This window comes from Pseudomonas sp. FP2254, from assembly GCF_030687695.1.
Classification (GTDB): domain Bacteria; phylum Pseudomonadota; class Gammaproteobacteria; order Pseudomonadales; family Pseudomonadaceae; genus Aquipseudomonas; species Aquipseudomonas quebecensis.
On sequence record NZ_CP117444.1, the window covers coordinates 647,207 to 665,385 of the forward strand.

The window sequence follows — 18,179 nt, forward strand, 5'->3', positions numbered from 1 at the left end:
ATCTGGTGCATACGGCTAGCGCCGATAACACTTTGACGCACCCCCAGGCCACAAGACTCAACAAGTGCAGAGCAGCGCACCTTGTGCCCCAGGCTGTGCGATCTCGATTAAAGGATGGTGAACCGCCGATGGATTTCAAAGACTACTACAAGATTCTGGGTGTCGAGCCGACGGCCGATGACAAGGAAATCAAGACCGCCTATCGCAAGCTGGCTCGCAAGTACCACCCCGATGTGAGCAAGGAAAAAGACGCCGAAGCCAAGTTCAAGGACGCGTCCGAAGCCTATGAAGCGCTCAAAAGCGCGGACAAGCGCGCCGAGTACGACGAGCTGCGCAAGTACGGCCAGCATGGTCAGCCGTTCCAGGGGCCGCCGGGCTGGCAGAGCCGCGGCGGCTTTGGCGGTGGCCAGGACGCGGGCGACTTTTCGGACTTTTTCAGTTCGATCTTCGGCGCGCGCGGCGACGCCTTTGGTGGCGGCCAGCGCCGTTCCGCCGGGCGCAAGGGCCAGGATGTGGAGATGCAACTCTCGGTGTTCCTTGAGGAGACGCTGTCCACCGAGTCCAAGCAGATCAGCTTCCAGGTGCCGCAATACGACGCCTCGGGCCGGCATGTCAGCAACACCACCAAGAGCCTGAACGTGAAGATCCCCGCCGGTGTGACCGACGGCGAGCGTATCCGCCTCAAGGGGCAGGGCGCGCCGGGCATCGGCGGTGGGCCCAATGGCGACCTGTACCTGATCGTCAAGTTTGCGCCGCACCCCAAATTCGAAGTGGATGGCGAAAACCTGATCATCAACCTGCCGCTGGCGCCGTGGGAACTGGCGTTGGGCACCGAAGTCGCGGTGCCGACCTTGACCGGCAAGATCAACCTCAAGGTGCCGGCGGGCAGCCAGAACGGTCAGCGCATGCGCGCCAAGGGCCACGGCTTGCTGAACAAGGCCGGGCAACGCGGGTTCCTGTATGTGCAGCTCAAGGCCGTGATGCCCAAGCAGGCCGACGACGAAACCATCGCGCTGTGGCAGGAACTGGCCAGAAAAGCCAACTTCAACCCGCGCGAAAACTTCTAAGCCCGCCCCGACGCGAGGCCGTTACAGCGAGCGCGGCAGCACCACCGTGAAGGTGGTGCCGTCCGCCTCGCTGGACGTTACTTCGATGCTGCCCCGATGGGCCAGCACCACTTCCTTGACGATAAACAACCCCAACCCGAGGCTGGTGGAGGTGCTTCCCGGTTCCTCGTGGACGCTGCGCACCAGTGGGTCGAATACCGTGCCCAAGGCCGCTTTCGGAATCGGCGCGCCATAGTTGTGCATGCGCAGCTCCACGCCGTCGGCCAGGCCCTTGAGGGTCAGGGTTACCGCCTGGCTGTTGGCGCCGTGCTGCAAGGCGTTGCCGATCAGGTTCTGCAGGAGCTGGTCGATGCGTCCACGGTCCCATTGGCCGTGGGTGTCCCCATGGATGATCAGGGCCGGGTTGCATTCCGGGCGACCTGCGCACGCCTCGGCAATGGCCTCGCGCGCCGCGTCCGCCAGGTTCATGGGTTTGGGCTCGATGGGCAGGCTGCTGCCCAGACGGCTGCGCACGAACTCCAGCAAGTCGCTGACCATCGCGCCCATGTGGCGCGCGCCGTTGCGGATATTGCCCAACAGGCTCACCCCCTGGCTGTCCAACTGTGCCTTGCGCAGCAGCATCTCGGTCGACATGTTCACTGCCTGCAGCGGCGCGCGCAGGTCGTGGCCAAGAATCGCCAGAAAGATGTCCCGCGAGCGCGCCACCTGTTCGGCGTAAGCGGCGGTGGATTCGGCCAGGGCTTCGTCGATGGCTTCATTGAAGCGGATCATGTCCTGCAGGTCCGCTCGTTGCGGGGTGTGCACGCTGTCGACCCACAGGCGGATCACGCACGCGCGCAAATGCCGGAACTCGGAAGTCATCTGCACCAGGTCAAAGCCCACGGTGTGGCGCAGTTCGCCATGGCTGGCGGCGGCCTGGTCCAGGCTGGGGGTGTTCTCCGGGCCTGCGCCCTTGGCCTTGGCGGCTTGTTCGCTGGCGCTTTGGCGGGTGTTCATGTCACGGGCGGCGGCCAGCAGGATCGAATGGGCGTGGTCGCGCAATTGTGTGCGGTTGAGGGTGTCGGCGGCGGGGGTCAGGGTCTGGGCGAAAAGCTCCCATTCATCAACGATCTGCTCGGCGTGTAACACGATGAATTCGGATAAACGCATGGCCAGGTTTCCAGAACGGTGAAAGCGCGTGGCGCATCGTAGCGCCATACGCGTGCTTCATTCACTGGCCCTGCAGGTGAATGCCGATGAACGGTCAGAACAGAAAATAACGCTGGGCCATCGGCAGCACGTCCGCGGGTTCACACCAGAGCAGTTGCCCGTCCGCCTTGACCTGGTAAGTCTGCGGATCCACTTCGATGGCCGGCAGGTAATCGTTGTGGATCAGGTCGGTTTTCTGCACATCACGGCAGCCCTTGACCACGCCGATGCGTTTCTTCAAACCCAGCGCTTCGGGCAGACCCTCGTCCAGGGCCGCCTGGCTGATAAACGTCAGGCTGGTGGCGTGCAACGAACTGCCGAAGCTGGCGAACATCGGGCGGTAATGCACCGGCTGCGGCGTGGGGATCGAAGCGTTGGCGTCGCCCATCAGGCTGGAGGCAATGGCGCCGCCCTTGAGGATCAGCGTCGGCTTGATACCAAAGAATGCCGGGCGCCACAGCACCAGGTCGGCCCATTTGCCGACCTCGATGGAGCCCACCTCATGGCTGATGCCGTGGGTGATCGCCGGGTTGATGGTGTACTTGGCGATATAGCGTTTGGCGCGGAAATTGTCGTTACCCACGCCGTCGCCGGGCAGGGCGCCGCGCTGTTTCTTCATCTTGTCGGCGGTCTGCCAGGTGCGAGTGATGACTTCGCCGACACGCCCCATGGCCTGGCTGTCGGAGCTGATCATCGAGAACGCGCCGAGGTCGTGCAGGATGTCTTCGGCGGCGATGGTTTCGCGGCGGATGCGGCTTTCGGCGAAAGCCACATCTTCGGCGATGCTGGGGTCCAGGTGATGGCAGACCATCAACATGTCCAGGTGTTCGTCGATGGTGTTGCGCGTGAACGGCCGCGTCGGGTTGGTGGAGCTGGGCAGCACGTTAGGGAAACCGCAGGCCTTGATGATGTCCGGCGCGTGGCCGCCGCCGGCGCCTTCGGTGTGGTAGGTGTGGATGGTGCGGCCCTTGAGCGCGGCGAGGGTGGTTTCGACAAAGCCGGACTCGTTGAGGGTGTCGCTGTGGATCGCTACCTGCACGTCGTAGTCGTCCGCCACGCTCAGGCAGTTGTCGATGCTCGCCGGGGTGGTGCCCCAGTCTTCATGCAGCTTCAAACCGATGGCGCCGGCCTTGACCTGTTCGATCAGCGGCCCCGGCAGGCTGGCGTTGCCTTTGCCGGTAAAGCCGATGTTCATCGGGAACGAATCGCTGGCCTGCAGCATGCGCGCCAGGTGCCACGGGCCTGAGGTGCAGGTGGTGGCGTTGGTGCCGGTGGCCGGCCCGGTACCGCCGCCGATCATGGTGGTGACGCCGCTGGTCAGGGCCTCTTCGATCTGTTGCGGGCAGATGAAATGCACATGGGAGTCGATACCGCCGGCGGTGAGGATCATGCCTTCGCCGGCGATCACCTCGGTGCTGGCGCCGATGGCCATGGTCACGCCGGGTTGAATGTCCGGGTTGCCGGCCTTGCCGATTGCATGAATGCGCCCGTTCTTGAGGCCCACATCGGCTTTGACGATGCCCCAGTGGTCGATGATCAGCGCGTTGGTGATCAGCGTGTCGACCACCTCGGCGGCGAGCAACTGGCTCTGGCCCTGGCCGTCGCGGATCACCTTGCCGCCGCCGAATTTCACTTCTTCGCCATAAACAGTGAAGTCCTGCTCGACTTCGACGAACAGCTCGGTGTCGGCCAGGCGGACCTTGTCGCCGACGGTGGGGCCGTACATGTCGGCGTAGGCTTGTCTGGAAATCTTCATGTGTGTGTCCTCGATCGTTCCCACGCTTTGCGTGGGAATGCATCCTGTGACGCTCTGCGTCACGATGGTAAGAGCGGACGCGGAGCGTCCATGGCGGCATCCCACGCGGAGCGTGGGAGCGATCAGTCGAGGTCGCCCATGATCCGCCCGGCAAACCCGAATACCCGCCGCCCGCCGGCCAGATCCACCAGCTCGACCTCACGGCTCTGCCCCGGCTCGAACCGCACCGCCGTGCCCGCCGGAATATTCAGACGCATGCCACGGCTGGCGGCACGATCAAACGTCAGCGCGTCGTTGGTCTCGAAAAAATGGTAGTGCGAACCCACCTGGATCGGCCGGTCGCCGCTGTTGGCCACGCTCAGGGTGACGGTGCGCCGGCCGACGTTGAGTTCGATCTCGCCGGGCTGGATCTGAAATTCACCAGGAATCATGCAGGTTGCCCCAGGGTCTTGAAGTAGATGGCGGTCGGGCTGTAGCGCCCGTCCGGGCTTTGGCAGTAATCGGGCAGTTCACCGATCTTGGTGTAGCGCAGCGCCTGGTAGAAGGCTTCGGCACCGGAGCCGGCTTCGGTGTCCAGGTACAGCAGCCCGCGTTTGTGCTGGCGCGCGGCGAGTTCCAGGGCGTGCATCAGTTGCTGGCCCAGGCCGTGGCGGCGCGCGCTGCTGTGCACCAGCAACTTCTGCACCTCGGCACGGTTGAGGCCGTTGGCTTTCTGGCACAGCGCCAGTTGCACGCTGGCGATCACCTGCTCATCGCGCACCACCACCCAGAGCAGCAGGCTGCCCTCCTGGATACTCGCCTGCACGCCGTTCAGGTAGGTGCGCGCCTGGGCATCGTCGAAATCGGCCATGAAGCCCACCGACGCGCCATGCCTGACGGCGTCCAGCAGCAGGTCACTCAAGCCCTGGCGGTAATGGGCGAAACTCTCCGCGTTGACTCGACGCAGTTGCGCAGCATTCATCGGGCTCACTCCTTGGGCGGTTCGGCGCCGGGGTTCAGGGCCAGTTGCATAAAGGTCAGGTCCAGCCAGCGGCCGAACTTGATGCCCACTTGCGGCATCTGCCCGGTGGTGACGAAACCCAGGCGCTCATGCAGGCGGATCGAGGACTGGTTGCCGCTTTCGATGGCCGCGACCATCACGTACTTACCGGCATTGCGCGCCCGTTCGATCAGCGCTTGCATCAGGCGTGGGCCGAGGCCTTTGCCGCGCTGGTCATGACGCACATACACCGAATGCTCGACGCTGTAGCGAAAGCCCTCGAATGGCCGCCAATCGCCGAACGAGGCGTAGCCGGTGACTTCATCGTTTTCCACCGCCACCAGGATCGGATAACCCAGGGCCTGGCGCGCGTTGAACCACGCCAGGCGGTTGGCCAGGTCCACCGGCTGTTCGTTCCAGATAGCCGTGGTGTTGCGCACCGCGTCGTTGTAGATATCGCGAATGGCGGGAAGGTCCTTTTCGGTTGCATCACGAATCATGGCTGGGCCTCAGGCTATCGGTTGGTGAACGGTGACCAACTTGGTGCCGTCCGGGAAGGTGGCTTCCACCTGGATATCCGGGATCATCTCCGGGATGCCTTCCATCACCTGTTCACGGCTGAGCAGGGTGGTGCCGTAGTGCATCAGGTCGGCCACCGTGCGCCCGTCGCGTGCGCCCTCCATCAAGGCGGCGGAGATGTAGGCAATGGTTTCCGGGTAATTGAGCTTCACACCGCGCGCCAGGCGCCGTTCGGCTACCAGGCCGGCGGTGAAGATCAGCAGTTTGTCTTTTTCCCGTGGGGTCAGGTCCATGGTTCAGTCCGTCGTGAAATACATTCGTAAATACAATGGAGATTAAGTGTGAGAGGGGGCTTGCCCTCTCCCACATTTTTGATCTTCATGTGCTCCAGATTCTCGGTGATACCGCTTCTCGGCCCAATATGGCCGGGCGCAACAGCCGCCACACATCAATTAACCATCCCCGCGCCAGCAACGCCTCGCTGGCCAGGCAACGGGCCACCAGCAAGCCGGGCAATTGGGTCAGGTCGCCGCGCACTGCGTTGGGCAGAGAGCGGCATTGTTCAAGCAGCTCAGCGGTTATTTCGCCGGTAACAAGCAACGTGGCGAACACCGGTTGCCCATCCAGCCCGATCGGCGATTCCAGCAACCCATCGCCGCCGACGATGCGCTGGCGTTCGTGCCAGAGCAATTGCCCGTCGCGGCGGATATCCAGGTGCGATTGAAAGTGCCCAAGGTCGAAACGTTCACCACTGGCCGGGCGGCCCAGCGCAACCACGTCCCAATAGAACAGGCGGGCATCGCCGTGCAGGTCGATGCGCGTGGTGAGTTCGGCCTGGGCGGCGCTGAACACGATGGTTTCCTGGGGCAGCCACTCGAGGGTGGCGCCGGCTTCGACGGTCAGCGCGAGTTGCTGATACGCCGGGCCGCCGGCGCGGTACCACTTGGCCGCGCCGGGGCTGGTCAATTGCGCCCAGGCACCTGCGGCGACATGGGCCGTTATATCCAGGCGATCCCCGCCGGCAATCCCGCCGGGCGGGTGCACGATGATGTGCTGGCACACCTCGGGGCCTTCGGCATACAGATGCTTTTGCACGCGCAGCGGGCCGATGTGGCGGCGCATCACCGGGCGCGTGGTGTCGCCCACGCGCGCATAGCCGAGCTCCAGCGCGGCGTGCCAGCTGGGGGTGAACAGGGCAGGGGAAACGGGCAGGTTCATCTTTATGTGCTTATCGTTAGGACGCTACAGATTAGATCGTTACGAGACCGCGCACACCGTCGCTTTCCATATTTTCACCACGGCCTTGTTGCACGATTTCACCCCGGGACATCACCAGGTACTGGTCCGCCAACTCGGCGGCAAAGTCGTAGAACTGTTCCACCAGCAGAATCGCCATATCACCACGCGCGGCAAGCTTCTTGATGACCGCGCCGATCTCCTTGATCACCGAGGGCTGGATGCCTTCGGTAGGCTCATCCAGGATCAGCAAGCGTGGTCGGCTGGCCAGGGCGCGGCCGATGGCCAACTGTTGCTGCTGGCCGCCGGACAAGTCGCCGCCGCGCCGATGCTTCATCTGCAGCAACACCGGGAACAGTTCATAGATGAACGCCGGTACTTCCTTGGCTTCGGCGCCGGGGAAACGCGACAAACCCATCAGCAGGTTTTCCTCCACGGTCAGCCGCCCGAAAATCTCCCGGCCCTGGGGCACGTAGGCGATCCCGGCATGCACGCGCTGGTGCGGCTTGAAGCCGGTGATCGGCTTGCCTTCCCAATTCACCGCGCCTTCTTTGGCCGGCAGCAACCCCATCAGGCACTTGAGCAGGGTGGTCTTGCCCACGCCGTTACGGCCGAGCAGGCAGGTCACTTCGCCGATCTTCACGTCAAACGAAAGCCCGCGCAGGATGTGGCTACCGCCGTAGTACTGGTGCAACTTGTCGACTTGCAGCATGTTCAATTCTCCCCAATGATCGTTCCCATGCTCCGCGTGGGAATGCATCCCGTGACGCTCTGTGTCACCATTGCGCAGGGCTTGAGCCGTGCGTTGGCAGCGGGACGCGGAGCGTCCCTGGCGGCATTCCCACGCGGAGCGTGGGAACGATCAAAACGAAAGCCCGCGCAGGATATGGCTACCGCCGTAGTCTGGTGCAACTTGTCGACTTGCAGCATGTTCAATTCTCCCCATGATCGTTCCCATGCTCCGCGTGGGAATGCATCCCGTGACGCTCTGCGTCACCATTGCGCAGGGCTTGAGCCGTGCGTTGGCAGCGGGACGCGGAGCGTCCCTGGCGGTATTCCCACGCGGAGCGTGGGAACGATCAAAACGAAAGCCCGCGCAGGATGTGGCTACCGCCGTAGTCTGGTGCAACTTGTCGACTTGCAGCATGTTCAATTCTCCCCAATGATCGTTCCCATGCTCCGCGTGGGAATGCATCCCGTGACGCTCTGCGTCACCATTGCGCAGGGCTTGAGCCGTGCGTTGGCAGCGGGACGCGGAGCGTCCCTGGCGGCATTCCCACGCGGAGCGTGGGAACGATCAACGAACTCCGTTAGTTGGCGTCAAGCGGCTAGCTTCAAGCTGCAAGTAAGAGCGGGGGATGCCTGCTTTGCTTTAACTTGCCGCTTGAAGCTTTAGGCTCGAAGCTGGCCGATGTATCACCGTCCCAAATACACCTCGATCACCCGCTCATCGGCCTGCACCTGCTCCAGCGACCCTTCGGCCAGCACACTGCCCTGGTGCAACACGGTGACGTGGTCGGCAATCGAGCCGACAAAGCCCATGTCGTGTTCCACCACCATCAGCGAATGCTTGCCCGCCAGGCCCTTGAACAATTCGGCGGTGAATTCGGTTTCGGCGTCGGTCATGCCCGCCACCGGTTCGTCGAGCAATAACAATTGCGGGTGCTGCATCAGCAGCATGCCGATCTCCAGAAACTGCTTCTGGCCGTGGGACAGCAGCCCGGCCGGGCGCTGCACTGACGCGCTGAGGCGGATGGTGTCGAGGACTTCATCGATACGGTCTTTCTGCTCGCCGCTCAGGCGTGCTCGCAGGCTGGCCCATACCGACTTGTCGGTCTTCTGCGCCAACTCCAGGTTTTCGAACACGCTGAGGGCTTCGAACACCGTGGGTTTCTGGAATTTGCGGCCGATGCCGGCCTGGGCGATCTGTACTTCGCTCAGGCTGGTCAGGTCCAGGGTTTCGCCGAACCAGGCGCTGCCGTGGCTGGGCCGGGTCTTGCCGGTGATCACGTCCATCAGCGTGGTCTTGCCCGCGCCGTTGGGGCCGATGATGCAGCGCAACTCGCCGACGCCGATGTACAGGTTGAGGTCGTTGAGCGCCTTGAAACCGTCGAAGCTGACGCTGATGTCTTCCAGGGTCAGGATGGTGCCATGGCGGGTGTTCAGGCCCTTGCCGGCGGCCTGGCCGATGCCGATCGCATCGCGGCCACTGCCCGCATCGAAAATAGGTTCAAGCATGACGTTCCTCATTTCTTCAGCAGCCCGATCACGCCCTTGGGCAGGTACAGGGTGACGATGATGAACAGCGCCCCAAGAAAGAACAGCCAGTATTCCGGGAAGGCCACGGTAAACCAGCTCTTCATACCGTTGACCACGCCAGCGCCGAGCAGCGGGCCGATCAGCGTGCCGCGCCCGCCCAGGGCCACCCACACGGCGGCTTCGATGGAGTTGGTCGGCGACATTTCGCTGGGGTTGATGATGCCCACCTGCGGCACATACAAGGCGCCGGCCAAGCCGCACAACACCGCGCTCAGCACCCATACAAACAGCTTGAAACCACGCGGGTCGTAGCCGCAGAACATCAGGCGGTTCTCGGCATCGCGCAGCGCGGTCAGCACACGGCCGAACTTGCTTTGCGCCAGGCGCCAACCGATGTACAGGCTCGCCACCAACAGCAACACCGTGGCGCTGAACAGCACGGCGCGGGTACCCGGTTCAGTGATGCCAAAGCCCAGGATGCTGCGAAAGTTGGTAAAGCCGTTATTGCCGCCAAACCCGGTCTCGTTGCGAAAGAACAACAGCATCCCGGCAAAGGTCAGGGCCTGGGTCATGATCGAGAAATACACGCCCTTGATTCGCGAGCGGAAGGCAAAGAAGCCGAACACCAGCGCCAGCAACCCCGGCGCCAGCACCACCAGGCACAGTGCCCAGAGGAAGTGATCGGTGCCGGCCCAATACCAGGGCAATTCGGTCCACGACAAAAACGTCATGAACGCCGGCAGTTCGCTGCCGGCCGCCTGGCGCATCAGGTACATGCCCATCGCATAACCGCCCAGGGCAAAAAACAACCCGTGGCCGAGGGACAGCATTCCGGCGTAGCCCCATACCAAGTCCAGGGCCAGGGCGACAATCGCATAGCAGAGGATCTTGCCCACCAATGTCAGGGTGTAGGCCGAAACGTGCAGCGGGTTTTCCGGCGCGAGCAGGGAGCACAACGGTAAGGCCAGCAGCAGGATCAGGATGAGCGCGCCGACGGCAATCGTCGCTTTGGGGCCGGCCTTTTGCGTGGCCGTGAGCATCAATGGCTGGTTCATCAGTCGATCACCCGTCCTTTCAGTGCGAAGAGTCCCTGCGGGCGTTTCTGGATAAACAGAATGATCAGCGCGAGGATCAGGATCTTGCCGAGCACGGCACCGATCTGCGGCTCAAGAATCTTGTTGGCGATGCCCAAACCGAAGGCCGCCGTGACGCTGCCGGCCAACTGGCCGACACCGCCGAGCACCACCACCAGGAACGAGTCGATGATGTAGCTCTGGCCCAGGTCCGGGCCGACGTTGCCGATCTGGCTCAGCGCCACGCCGCCCAGGCCGGCGATGCCGGAGCCGAGGCCGAATGCGAGCATGTCCACGCGCCCGGTGGGCACGCCGCAGCAGGCGGCCATGTTGCGGTTCTGGGTGACCGCGCGCACGTTGAGGCCCAGGCGCGTCCTGTTCAGCAGCAACCAGGTGAGCACGACCACAAACAGCGCGAAGGCAATGATCACGATGCGGTTGTACGGCAGCACCAGGTTGGGCAGTACCTGGATGCCGCCCGACAGCCATTGCGGGTTGGACACTTCAACGTTCTGCGCGCCGAACACCAGGCGCACCAACTGGATCAGCATCAGGCTGATGCCCCAGGTAGCCAGCAGGGTCTCCAGTGGGCGGCCGTACAGGTGACGGATCACCGTGCGCTCCAGCGCCATGCCGATGGCGGCGGTGACAAAAAACGCCACCGGCAGCGCGATCAGCGGGTAGAACTCGATGGCCGCAGGCACGTAGCGCTGCATCAGCAGTTGCACCCCATAGGTGGAGTAGGCGCCGAGCATCAGCATTTCGCCGTGGGCCATGTTGATCACGCCGAGCAGGCCAAAGGTGATCGCCAGCCCCAGGGCAGCCAGCAGCAGGATCGAGCCCAGGGACATGCCGCTGAAGGCCTGGCCGAGGATCTCGCCCAGCATCAGTTTGCGTTTGACCTGGGCCAGGCTGGTTTCGGCGGCGGTGTGCACGCCGGCATCGGTTTCGACGCCCGGCGCCAGCAGCGCTTCGAGGCGCGTGCGCGCCAGCGGGTCGCCGGTGCTGCCGAGCAGGCGCACGGCGGCCAGGCGCACTACCGGATCGGGGTCGACCAATTGCAGGTTGGCCAGGGCCAGGCTGAGGGCGGTGTGTACGTCCTCATTGGTCTCGGCGGCGACCTGCTGGTCGAGGAATTTGAGTTGCGCAGGTTGCGCGCTTTTTTGCAGGGTGCGTGCCGCAGCCAGGCGCACCTTGGGGTCGGCGGCGAGTAGTTGCTGGCTGGCTTGCACGTTATCGATCAAGCCACGCAGGCGGTTGTTCAGGCGTACGGTTTTGGTTTCGCCATTGAGGGTGAGTTGGCCTTGTTGCAGAGCGTCCACCAACTCGATGCGCGCCGGGTCGGGCTGGGCGGCCCAGTCCTGCAACAGCTTGGCTTGCTGCGTCGGGTTGGCGGCCAGGAAGTCTTCAGCGTCGCCGGCGTGTGCCGCCAAAGGCAGCAACAGCAGGACTGTGACTATGAAACGGTGCAGGGCAGTGGGCATACAAAATGTCCTGATCTTGCGGGGACAGTGTGGGAGGGGGGCAAGCCCCCTCCCACATTTGGCCTGTGGTGGGGCTTAGTTGCTCTTCACCGCATAGTCCGGCTTCTTGTCATTGCCAGGAATGTACGGGCTCCACGGCTGCGCGCGGATCGGCTCCTGGGTCTGCCACACCACCGAGAACTGCCCGTCGGCCTGGATCTCGCCGATCATCACCGGCTTGTGCAGGTGGTGGTTGGTCTTGTCCATGGTCAGGGTAAAGCCCGACGGCGCGGCGAAGGTCTGGCCGGCCAGGGCTTCACGCACTTTGTCGACGTCGGTGGACTTGGCTTTCTCCGCCGCCTGCGCCCACATATGGATGCCCACGTAGGTGGCTTCCATCGGGTCGTTGGTCACGGCTTTGTCCGCCCCCGGCAGGTTGTGTTTCTTGGCGTAGGCTTTCCAGTCGGCGACGAACTTCTGGTTCACCGGGTTCTCCACCGACTGGAAGTAGTTCCAGGCGGCAAGGTTGCCCACCAGCGGTTTGGTGTCGATGCCGCGCAGTTCTTCTTCGCCGACGGAGAACGCCACCACGGGTACCTCGGTGGCTTTCAGGCCCTGGTTGGCCAGCTCTTTGTAGAACGGCACGTTGGAGTCGCCGTTCACGGTAGAAATCACTGCGGTCTTGCCGCCGGCGGAGAATTTTTTGATGTTGGCGACGATGGTCTGGTAATCGGCGTGGCCGAACGGGGTGTAGACCTCTTCGATGTCCTTGTCCGCCACGCCTTTGGAATGCAGGAACGAACGCAGGATCTTGTTGGTGGTGCGCGGGTACACGTAGTCGGTGCCGAGCAGGAAGAAGCGCTTGGCGCCGCCGCCTTCTTCGCTCATCAGGTATTCCACCGCCGGGATCGCCTGCTGGTTCGGCGCGGCACCGGTGTAGAACACGTTCGGCGACATCTCTTCGCCTTCGTATTGCACCGGGTAGAACAGCAGGCCGTTAAGTTCTTCGAACACCGGCAACACGGATTTGCGCGACACCGAGGTCCAGCAGCCGAACACCACGGCGACTTTATCCTGGGTCAGCAACTGCCGGCCTTTTTCGGCGAACAGCGGCCAGTTCGACGCCGGGTCCACGACCACTGGCTCAAGCATCTTGCCGTTCACGCCGCCCTTGGCGTTGATCTCGTCGATGGTCATCAGCGCCATGTCCTTGAGGGACGTTTCAGAGATGGCCATGGTGCCGGACAGCGAGTGCAGGATGCCGACCTTGATGGTCTCGGCGGCCTGGACGGTCCAGGTCATGCCCATGGCGGCGATGGATGCCGACAGTGTGAAAGCCTTGATCAAGCTGCGACGCTTCATGGTGCGATCTCCGAGTACCCAAGTGTTGTTGTTGGACAGATACTCCGGTGATTGCAAGGGCTGTGCCCGCTTGGGCCAAGGCGTGAATACGGCGCTCTGCACCGCGTCCGCGGCCAGGCCCTGCACCGAATCGGCGCCTGAACCCGGCCGTGGTGCGGGGCCGGCACTGCACTGGTGCGTCGGCCCTTCCTACGTCATGCGCGCGCCGATCCCCGTTGCCCGAACCACCGCGACAGCACCAGGCGATCCAGCAGCCACACCGCAATCAACGAGGCGCCGACCAGGGGGAAGATAATCGCCAGCGCCAGCATGATGCCCATCGCGGTTTTCCACCTCGGCAGGTCATGACGCAGCGGCGGCACCCCGAGCCCGCCCTGGGGCCGGCGCTTCCACCAGATCACCACGCCACTGACGGCGCTGAGCAGAATCATCAGGCAGATCAGCAGCACGATCAGTTGGTTGACCCAGCCGAACATCTTGCCTTCGTGCAGCATCACTCCGGTCTCGGTGGCCCGTGCGACCAGGTTGTAATGCGCCCAGCGTACGTCGGCCAGGACCTTGCCGGTGTATTGGTCCACATGCAGGGTCGCGTCGTTGCGCGGGTCGTCGGCGAACACCGCAATGGTGAATACGCCCTCGGCGGTGGTGGGGAAGGTGATGCTGTAGCCGGGCTCGACTTGGCGCGCGGTGGCCAGGTCGACCACTTGTTGCAGGCTGATGGCCGGCGCTGCGGGGGCGGCGTGCATGGCGCCGTGGTTCATGTGTTCGGCGTGGTCGCCGGACATTGGCATCGGCGTGTTTTCCATGGCCCAGGGCACGGTCTGTTGCGTCGCGGTGTTGAGTACCCGTGCTTGCTGATCGGACTGCGGCACGCTGTTCCACATCGCTGCCGGGAAGCGGTTCCACAGGTCGGCGTATTGCTTGCCCCAGAAGCCGGTCCACGTCATGCCGCTGAGCAGCATCACCAGCAAGAATGCCGCGCCCCAAAAGCCGACCACCGCATGCAGGTCGCGCCAGAACAGCCGCCCGCGACTGCCGAGACGTGGCCACAGCACGCCGGCTGAAGACTTGCCGCGCGGCCACCACAGGTACAGGCCGGACACCACCAGCATCACGCCCCAACCGGCGGCGAGTTCTACCAAGCGATCGCCGGTGGTGCCGATCATCAATTCACCATGCAGCGCGCGGGCGATGGCTTGCAGATTGTATTGGGCGTCCTGCTCGCCGAGCACGGTGCCGCGGTAGGGGTCGACGAACACGGTCACTTCGCGGCCGTCGTTGTGCATCACAAACTGTGCGCTGCTGGTGGCGGTGGCCGGCGGTAGGTATTTGCTGATCTTGCCCTGGGGAAAGGCGGCTTGAGCGCGTTGCAGTTGCTCGTCGGCACTCAGCGCGTGCTCGGCGCTTTGCACCTTGAGCAGGTCGCCGTACATCAGCGGGTCGAGCTGGGGTTTGAACAGGTAGATGATGCCGGTCACGGCCAGCAGCACCATGAAGGGGGCGACGAAGAGGCCGGCGTAGAAGTGCCAGCGCCAGGCCAGGTTGTAGAAGGAAACTTTTTGAGTGGTCATTGGGGGCTCCGCAAAGGCTTTGATTTTTTTGTGTCAGATACACCGCCATCGGGGGCAAGCCCCCTCCCACATTGGAATGCATTCCAAAATGTGGGAGGGGGCTTGCCCCCGATGCTTTTAGAAGCTCATGTCCACCTTGGTCCAAAGCGTGCGCCCCGGCTCCTTGATGGCCTGCGGATCGCTCGCCGGGTAGCCGAACCCGGCGTTGCCGGCCAGGTTCAGGTGCTCGGCGTAGGCTTTGCCGAACAGGTTGTCGACGCCAGTGCTGACCTTGAAGTTCTTGTTGATGCGATAAGCCGCGTTCAAAGAGAACACGCCGAAACCGCCGCTCCTGTCGTAGTCCTTGCCGACCACGTTGCCCTTGTTCGGGTCGATGCGGTTTTGCGCCGCCACCACCCGCCATAGGGCGCCGGCGCTCCAGTCATCCTCGCTGTAGGTGAGGCCCAGGCGTGTATCCAACGGCGGCATTTGCGGCAGGGCCTTGCCGTCGCTGCTGTTCTTGCCCCAGGCGTAGGCCAGGGTCGCATCGGCTTTCCAGTGCTGGGTCAATTTGTAAGCCGCGCCCAGTTCGCCGCCCATGATGCGCGCGTCCACATTGCGCGCCTGGGAGGTGGTGCCCATCATGCCGGGCTTGTAATCGAACAGGATGAAGTCGCGCACCTGGCCGACGTAGCCCGATGCCCAGGCTTCCAGGTTGTCAGCTTTGTACTGCGCGCCGACGTCGAGCTGGGTGGTTTTCTCCGGTTTCACGCCATCGAAGGCATTCACCGAGCCGACCGCGCCGGTGTTGGGCGAAAACAGCTCCCAGTAATCCGGGAACCGCTGCGAGTGGCCGAGCCCGGCGTAGACAGTAGTGGGGCTGTCCTCCAGGTCGTGCTCGTAGCGCATAAAGCCCGAGGGCAGTGTGTCGGCACGGGTGTCATCGGCGGTGGGGTTGGGCCGTTTGCTCATGCCCGACCCCATGGTCTGGCGAAAATCCCTGGCCGAGGCGCGGTCCAGGCGCGCGCCGCTGACCAGGCGATCGCGGTCGGCGGCGTACCAGGTGAGTTCGCCGAACACCCCGTAGTTGTGAAAGTCGGCGTCCTTTTCGCGTGGCAGATTCTTGTAAGTGTCGATGCCCATGCTGCTGCGCTGGCGGTGTTCGTTGGTCTGCGCGTCCAGGCCGCCGATCAACTGCACATCGGCCCAGCGCCAGGTGGCCTTGAGGCGGGCGCCTAGGGTGCGCCGGTCGACGTTGGAGGCCATGGGCCCGGCCATCATCCCGGTGCCCGACGGTGTGCGCAGGCTGTAGTTGTCCATCACGTGGTCGGCGTAGTTGTAGTAGACCTGGGCTTCGACCTTGTCCAGCACCTCGCCGATATTCGATTTCTCGAAGCGCAGGCCCAGGCTTTCGCGCAGGAACTGCGAACCGTCCATGCCGCGCCCGGCGTAGCGCGCTTGCCCGTCGCCACGGCCGGCGGTGAGTTCCAGCAAAGTGTCGGCGTCGGGGGTGAAACCCACCGCAACGTCACCGTTCCACTTGTCATAGCGCGAGGCGACCGTGTCGTTATTGCCGTCCTTGTAGTCATCGGCGTGAGCCTGGTTGCCGATCACTCGCACGTAGCCCAACGGCCCGCCGGCGGCGGCATCGACGACCTTGTCGAAACGCCCGTTGGAGCCGGCCAATACACTGGCATTGAGCCGCGTGCCGAGCTCGCCGAAGTGCTCCGGCTCACGGTCGAACAGGATCGTGCCGGCCGAGGCGCCCGGGCCCCAGAGTACGGTTTGCGGGCCTTTGATCACGATGAGAGTGTCGTAGGTTTCCGGCGAGATGTAGGAGGTGGGCGCATCCATACGGCCGGGGCAGGCACCGAGCATCATGCTGCCGTTGGTGAGGATATTCAGGCGTGAGCCGAACATGCCGCGCAGCACCGGGTCGCCATTGGTGCCGCCATTGCGCACCAGGGCGAAGCCGGGAATGGTCTTGAGGTAGTCACCGCCGTCACTGGCGGGCACCGGTTGGCGTGGATCTTTTGGGTTGGTGACCACGGTCAGCGGCGAGCTGGGGGCGATCGCGGTGATTACGGTAGGGCTCAGTTCATGCTCGTCGGCATGGACATGGGGCGCCAGCAGTGCACCGCATAAGGCGGCGAGCAGGGGGGTACTTCCCAAACGGGAGTCAGCAGAAAACCTGGACATGACAAATTCCATCAATCAATCGTAAACAACACGGCCAGCAGCCTGCGGCTGTCTGTCTAAAGTCGGCCGGGGTGAAGTAACGCGGTTAAGTGCTTACGTTGCGATGGGTGGCGCACGGCTGCGGGCGCCGGGGAAGATGCTCTGCCGGGCATGGCCCAGGCGCGTGGCGGGGGTGAGGGCGTTGGCCGGCGGCGGGGTACCGAGGGCCACGAATGACACGCTGCCGGGCAGCGCCGGGCAACTGAACAGCAGGTCGCAATAGCCGCACTTGGCCCACAGCGCGTGATGCTCGTCGGGGGCTTTGGGGTGATGGGAGTCTCCGTGGTCAGCGGGCATCTCCATGGGCATTTCCATGGACATACCGGCGTGATGATCCATCGGCATCGCTTGGGAAATCAGCGGACCGATAAAGATCATCAGCATGGCGAACAGGCTGATCCAACTGCCGCGCATCATGCGGCGGTGTGGAGATAGCCTGGCGCGGGGGGCGCCCATCGAGCTTCAGCCTATTGCGGGTGCTGGTGCTCGTGACTGGCCATGGGCGGCATTTTCTGCACTGACACTTGCACCTCGACCTTGCCTGCCTTTTCGAAGGTCAGGGTCAGCGGGAACTGTTTGCCATCGGCCAACAGGCTGCGATCCTTGAGGCCAAGCAACATCACGTGGTAGGCCATCGGGGCGAAAGTCAGGTCGCCTTTAGCCGGTACGGCCACGGTGCGCACCTGTTGCATTTTCATCAGGGCGCCTTGCATGACGTGCTCATGCAGCTCGGCCTTTTCCGCCACTGGCGTCTCGGCGCTGAGCAGGCTGTCCGGCGATTCGGCGGTGTTATGCACCACGAAATACGCGGCGACGGTGGGCGCGTTGGGCGGCAACTCCTGGGACCAGGGATCGCTGACCAACAAGTCGCCGGCCTTGTAGTCTTCGGCATTGGCAGCACTGAACACCGGCAGCAGCAACGCGGCCAGAAGCAGGGAAGATTTAAGCATGGCAGTTCTCCAGAACGGTTCTAAACGCAGTTCACTTGCGAAGAAGATCAGACCGTTGGAGAGGCGCGGGGGTTGAGGCTCGGCCATTGCTGGCGCGGGGTTGGGTTTTGCAATTGGGGTGGTGGCAGGTGCTGTGATGCAGTGAATTGCGTGAGGTACAACCGCGGCGCGTGCCCCGGCAACGCCACCAACGAAGGTGAGCCCGAGCAACACCAGCAATGCTGCATGGTGGAGTGATCGTCCTGCTGCGGCGACGGAATCTCCAGCTTGCCCAGGGCAATGGTCTTCAGGCTGGCGCCATTGGACGAACAGAAACTGCCCCACAGCATTTGCTGTACGGGGTCCTTGGACTGTTGCATCGCTCCGGCCAGCGGCATGGCAAACGCATTGAACAGCACTGCAAGGCAGGCGATCCAGGCAATTGCAAAGCGTTGACGGGCCATGGCGGACAATCCGTAGGGTTAAACGATCAGGCGGGTATTTAGCCTGATCGGCGGGGATAAGTAAAAAACCGTGGTGTGGTTTGGTGTCGCAGTGCT

18 protein-coding genes and 1 pseudogene are annotated in these 18,179 nt (G+C 63.4%); 1 reads left to right on the top strand and 18 read right to left on the bottom strand.

Annotation, left to right across the window (positions count from 1 at the left end; all coding sequences use genetic code 11):
- The first annotated feature begins 128 nt into the window (after positions 1-128).
- A complete protein-coding gene (locus PSH94_RS02755; RefSeq protein ID WP_181080426.1) occupies positions 129-1,067 on the top strand; it encodes a DnaJ C-terminal domain-containing protein in 939 nt (312 codons plus the stop codon).
- A gap of 21 nt (positions 1,068-1,088) precedes the next feature.
- Here PSH94_RS02755 and PSH94_RS02760 read toward each other — a convergent pair whose 3' ends face one another.
- From PSH94_RS02760 to PSH94_RS02840, 18 genes and pseudogenes are all read right to left on the bottom strand, one after another.
- Entirely contained in the window at positions 1,089-2,216 is a 1,128-nt protein-coding gene (locus tag PSH94_RS02760) for a sensor histidine kinase KdpD (protein WP_305436373.1), read from the bottom strand.
- A gap of 94 nt (positions 2,217-2,310) precedes the next feature.
- Positions 2,311-4,011, bottom strand: coding sequence for an urease subunit alpha (ureC, locus tag PSH94_RS02765; RefSeq protein ID WP_305436375.1), 1,701 nt, complete (start codon positions 4,009-4,011; stop codon positions 2,311-2,313).
- Positions 4,012-4,133: 122 nt separating this feature from the next.
- Entirely contained in the window at positions 4,134-4,442 is a 309-nt protein-coding gene (locus PSH94_RS02770) for an urease subunit beta (RefSeq protein ID WP_181080423.1), read from the bottom strand.
- Positions 4,439-4,972, bottom strand: a complete 534-nt coding sequence (locus tag PSH94_RS02775; protein ID WP_305436377.1) for a GNAT family N-acetyltransferase — start codon at positions 4,970-4,972, stop codon at positions 4,439-4,441. Before PSH94_RS02775 ends, PSH94_RS02770 begins: the two co-directional genes overlap by 4 nt.
- Before the next feature lie 5 nt (positions 4,973-4,977).
- Complete coding sequence (locus tag PSH94_RS02780) at positions 4,978-5,490, bottom strand: GNAT family N-acetyltransferase (protein WP_305436379.1); 513 nt, start codon at positions 5,488-5,490, stop codon at positions 4,978-4,980.
- A gap of 9 nt (positions 5,491-5,499) precedes the next feature.
- Positions 5,500-5,802, bottom strand: a complete 303-nt coding sequence (gene ureA / locus PSH94_RS02785) for an urease subunit gamma (RefSeq protein WP_003171437.1) — start codon at positions 5,800-5,802, stop codon at positions 5,500-5,502.
- Positions 5,803-5,887: 85 nt separating this feature from the next.
- Positions 5,888-6,727, bottom strand: a complete 840-nt coding sequence (locus PSH94_RS02790; protein ID WP_305436381.1) for an urease accessory protein UreD — start codon at positions 6,725-6,727, stop codon at positions 5,888-5,890.
- Between the two features lie 31 nt (positions 6,728-6,758).
- The gene (gene urtE / locus PSH94_RS02795) at positions 6,759-7,457 is read right to left on the bottom strand and encodes an urea ABC transporter ATP-binding subunit UrtE (protein WP_253510224.1); all 699 of its coding nucleotides are present in this window, start codon (positions 7,455-7,457) and stop codon (positions 6,759-6,761) included.
- A gap of 370 nt (positions 7,458-7,827) precedes the next feature.
- A pseudogene (locus PSH94_RS26005) lies at positions 7,828-7,892 on the bottom strand (hypothetical protein); the annotation flags it as partial.
- Positions 7,893-8,161: 269 nt separating this feature from the next.
- Complete coding sequence (gene urtD, locus PSH94_RS02800; RefSeq protein ID WP_305436382.1) at positions 8,162-8,995, bottom strand: urea ABC transporter ATP-binding protein UrtD; 834 nt, start codon at positions 8,993-8,995, stop codon at positions 8,162-8,164.
- The gene (gene urtC, locus PSH94_RS02805; protein WP_305436384.1) at positions 8,992-10,059 is read right to left on the bottom strand and encodes an urea ABC transporter permease subunit UrtC; all 1,068 of its coding nucleotides are present in this window, start codon (positions 10,057-10,059) and stop codon (positions 8,992-8,994) included. The genes urtD and urtC overlap by 4 nt, the downstream gene beginning before the upstream one ends.
- Positions 10,059-11,561 (bottom strand): urea ABC transporter permease subunit UrtB, encoded by a 1,503-nt coding sequence (gene urtB / locus PSH94_RS02810; protein ID WP_181080910.1) that lies wholly within the window; start codon positions 11,559-11,561, stop codon positions 10,059-10,061. Before urtB ends, urtC begins: the two co-directional genes overlap by 1 nt.
- A 75-nt stretch (positions 11,562-11,636) precedes the next feature.
- Entirely contained in the window at positions 11,637-12,902 is a 1,266-nt protein-coding gene (gene urtA / locus PSH94_RS02815; protein ID WP_181080909.1) for an urea ABC transporter substrate-binding protein, read from the bottom strand.
- A 194-nt stretch (positions 12,903-13,096) separates the two neighbouring features.
- On the bottom strand, positions 13,097-14,473 hold the full coding sequence (locus tag PSH94_RS02820; protein ID WP_305436386.1) for a PepSY domain-containing protein: 1,377 nt from the start codon (positions 14,471-14,473) through the stop codon (positions 13,097-13,099).
- A gap of 117 nt (positions 14,474-14,590) precedes the next feature.
- A complete protein-coding gene (locus tag PSH94_RS02825; protein WP_305436387.1) occupies positions 14,591-16,651 on the bottom strand; it encodes a TonB-dependent copper receptor in 2,061 nt (686 codons plus the stop codon).
- Between the two features lie 93 nt (positions 16,652-16,744).
- The gene (locus PSH94_RS02830) at positions 16,745-17,146 is read right to left on the bottom strand and encodes a DUF2946 domain-containing protein (protein WP_181080906.1); all 402 of its coding nucleotides are present in this window, start codon (positions 17,144-17,146) and stop codon (positions 16,745-16,747) included.
- Positions 17,147-17,157: 11 nt separating this feature from the next.
- The gene (locus PSH94_RS02835; RefSeq protein WP_181080905.1) at positions 17,158-17,640 is read right to left on the bottom strand and encodes a copper chaperone PCu(A)C; all 483 of its coding nucleotides are present in this window, start codon (positions 17,638-17,640) and stop codon (positions 17,158-17,160) included.
- 47 nt (positions 17,641-17,687) lie between these two features.
- Entirely contained in the window at positions 17,688-18,083 is a 396-nt protein-coding gene (locus tag PSH94_RS02840) for a DUF2946 domain-containing protein (protein WP_285429214.1), read from the bottom strand.
- Positions 18,084-18,179: the final 96 nt, after the last annotated feature.

What these genes read in the sequence shown, in the direction of transcription:
- PSH94_RS02755 (WP_181080426.1), top strand. Translation starts at nt 129, where the DNA reads ATGGATTTCAAAGACTACTACAAGATTCTGGGTGTCGAGCCGACGGCC.
- PSH94_RS02760 (WP_305436373.1), bottom strand. Translation starts at nt 2,216, where the DNA reads ATGCGTTTATCCGAATTCATCGTGTTACACGCCGAGCAGATCGTTGAT.
- ureC (WP_305436375.1), bottom strand. Translation starts at nt 4,011, where the DNA reads ATGAAGATTTCCAGACAAGCCTACGCCGACATGTACGGCCCCACCGTC.
- PSH94_RS02770 (WP_181080423.1), bottom strand. Translation starts at nt 4,442, where the DNA reads ATGATTCCTGGTGAATTTCAGATCCAGCCCGGCGAGATCGAACTCAAC.
- PSH94_RS02775 (WP_305436377.1), bottom strand. Translation starts at nt 4,972, where the DNA reads ATGAATGCTGCGCAACTGCGTCGAGTCAACGCGGAGAGTTTCGCCCAT.
- PSH94_RS02780 (WP_305436379.1), bottom strand. Translation starts at nt 5,490, where the DNA reads ATGATTCGTGATGCAACCGAAAAGGACCTTCCCGCCATTCGCGATATC.
- ureA (WP_003171437.1), bottom strand. Translation starts at nt 5,802, where the DNA reads ATGGACCTGACCCCACGGGAAAAAGACAAACTGCTGATCTTCACCGCC.
- PSH94_RS02790 (WP_305436381.1), bottom strand. Translation starts at nt 6,727, where the DNA reads ATGAACCTGCCCGTTTCCCCTGCCCTGTTCACCCCCAGCTGGCACGCC.
- urtE (WP_253510224.1), bottom strand. Translation starts at nt 7,457, where the DNA reads ATGCTGCAAGTCGACAAGTTGCACCAGTACTACGGCGGTAGCCACATC.
- urtD (WP_305436382.1), bottom strand. Translation starts at nt 8,995, where the DNA reads ATGAGGAACGTCATGCTTGAACCTATTTTCGATGCGGGCAGTGGCCGC.
- urtC (WP_305436384.1), bottom strand. Translation starts at nt 10,059, where the DNA reads ATGAACCAGCCATTGATGCTCACGGCCACGCAAAAGGCCGGCCCCAAA.
- urtB (WP_181080910.1), bottom strand. Translation starts at nt 11,561, where the DNA reads ATGCCCACTGCCCTGCACCGTTTCATAGTCACAGTCCTGCTGTTGCTG.
- urtA (WP_181080909.1), bottom strand. Translation starts at nt 12,902, where the DNA reads ATGAAGCGTCGCAGCTTGATCAAGGCTTTCACACTGTCGGCATCCATC.
- PSH94_RS02820 (WP_305436386.1), bottom strand. Translation starts at nt 14,473, where the DNA reads ATGACCACTCAAAAAGTTTCCTTCTACAACCTGGCCTGGCGCTGGCAC.
- PSH94_RS02825 (WP_305436387.1), bottom strand. Translation starts at nt 16,651, where the DNA reads ATGTCCAGGTTTTCTGCTGACTCCCGTTTGGGAAGTACCCCCCTGCTC.
- PSH94_RS02830 (WP_181080906.1), bottom strand. Translation starts at nt 17,146, where the DNA reads ATGGGCGCCCCCCGCGCCAGGCTATCTCCACACCGCCGCATGATGCGC.
- PSH94_RS02835 (WP_181080905.1), bottom strand. Translation starts at nt 17,640, where the DNA reads ATGCTTAAATCTTCCCTGCTTCTGGCCGCGTTGCTGCTGCCGGTGTTC.
- PSH94_RS02840 (WP_285429214.1), bottom strand. Translation starts at nt 18,083, where the DNA reads ATGGCCCGTCAACGCTTTGCAATTGCCTGGATCGCCTGCCTTGCAGTG.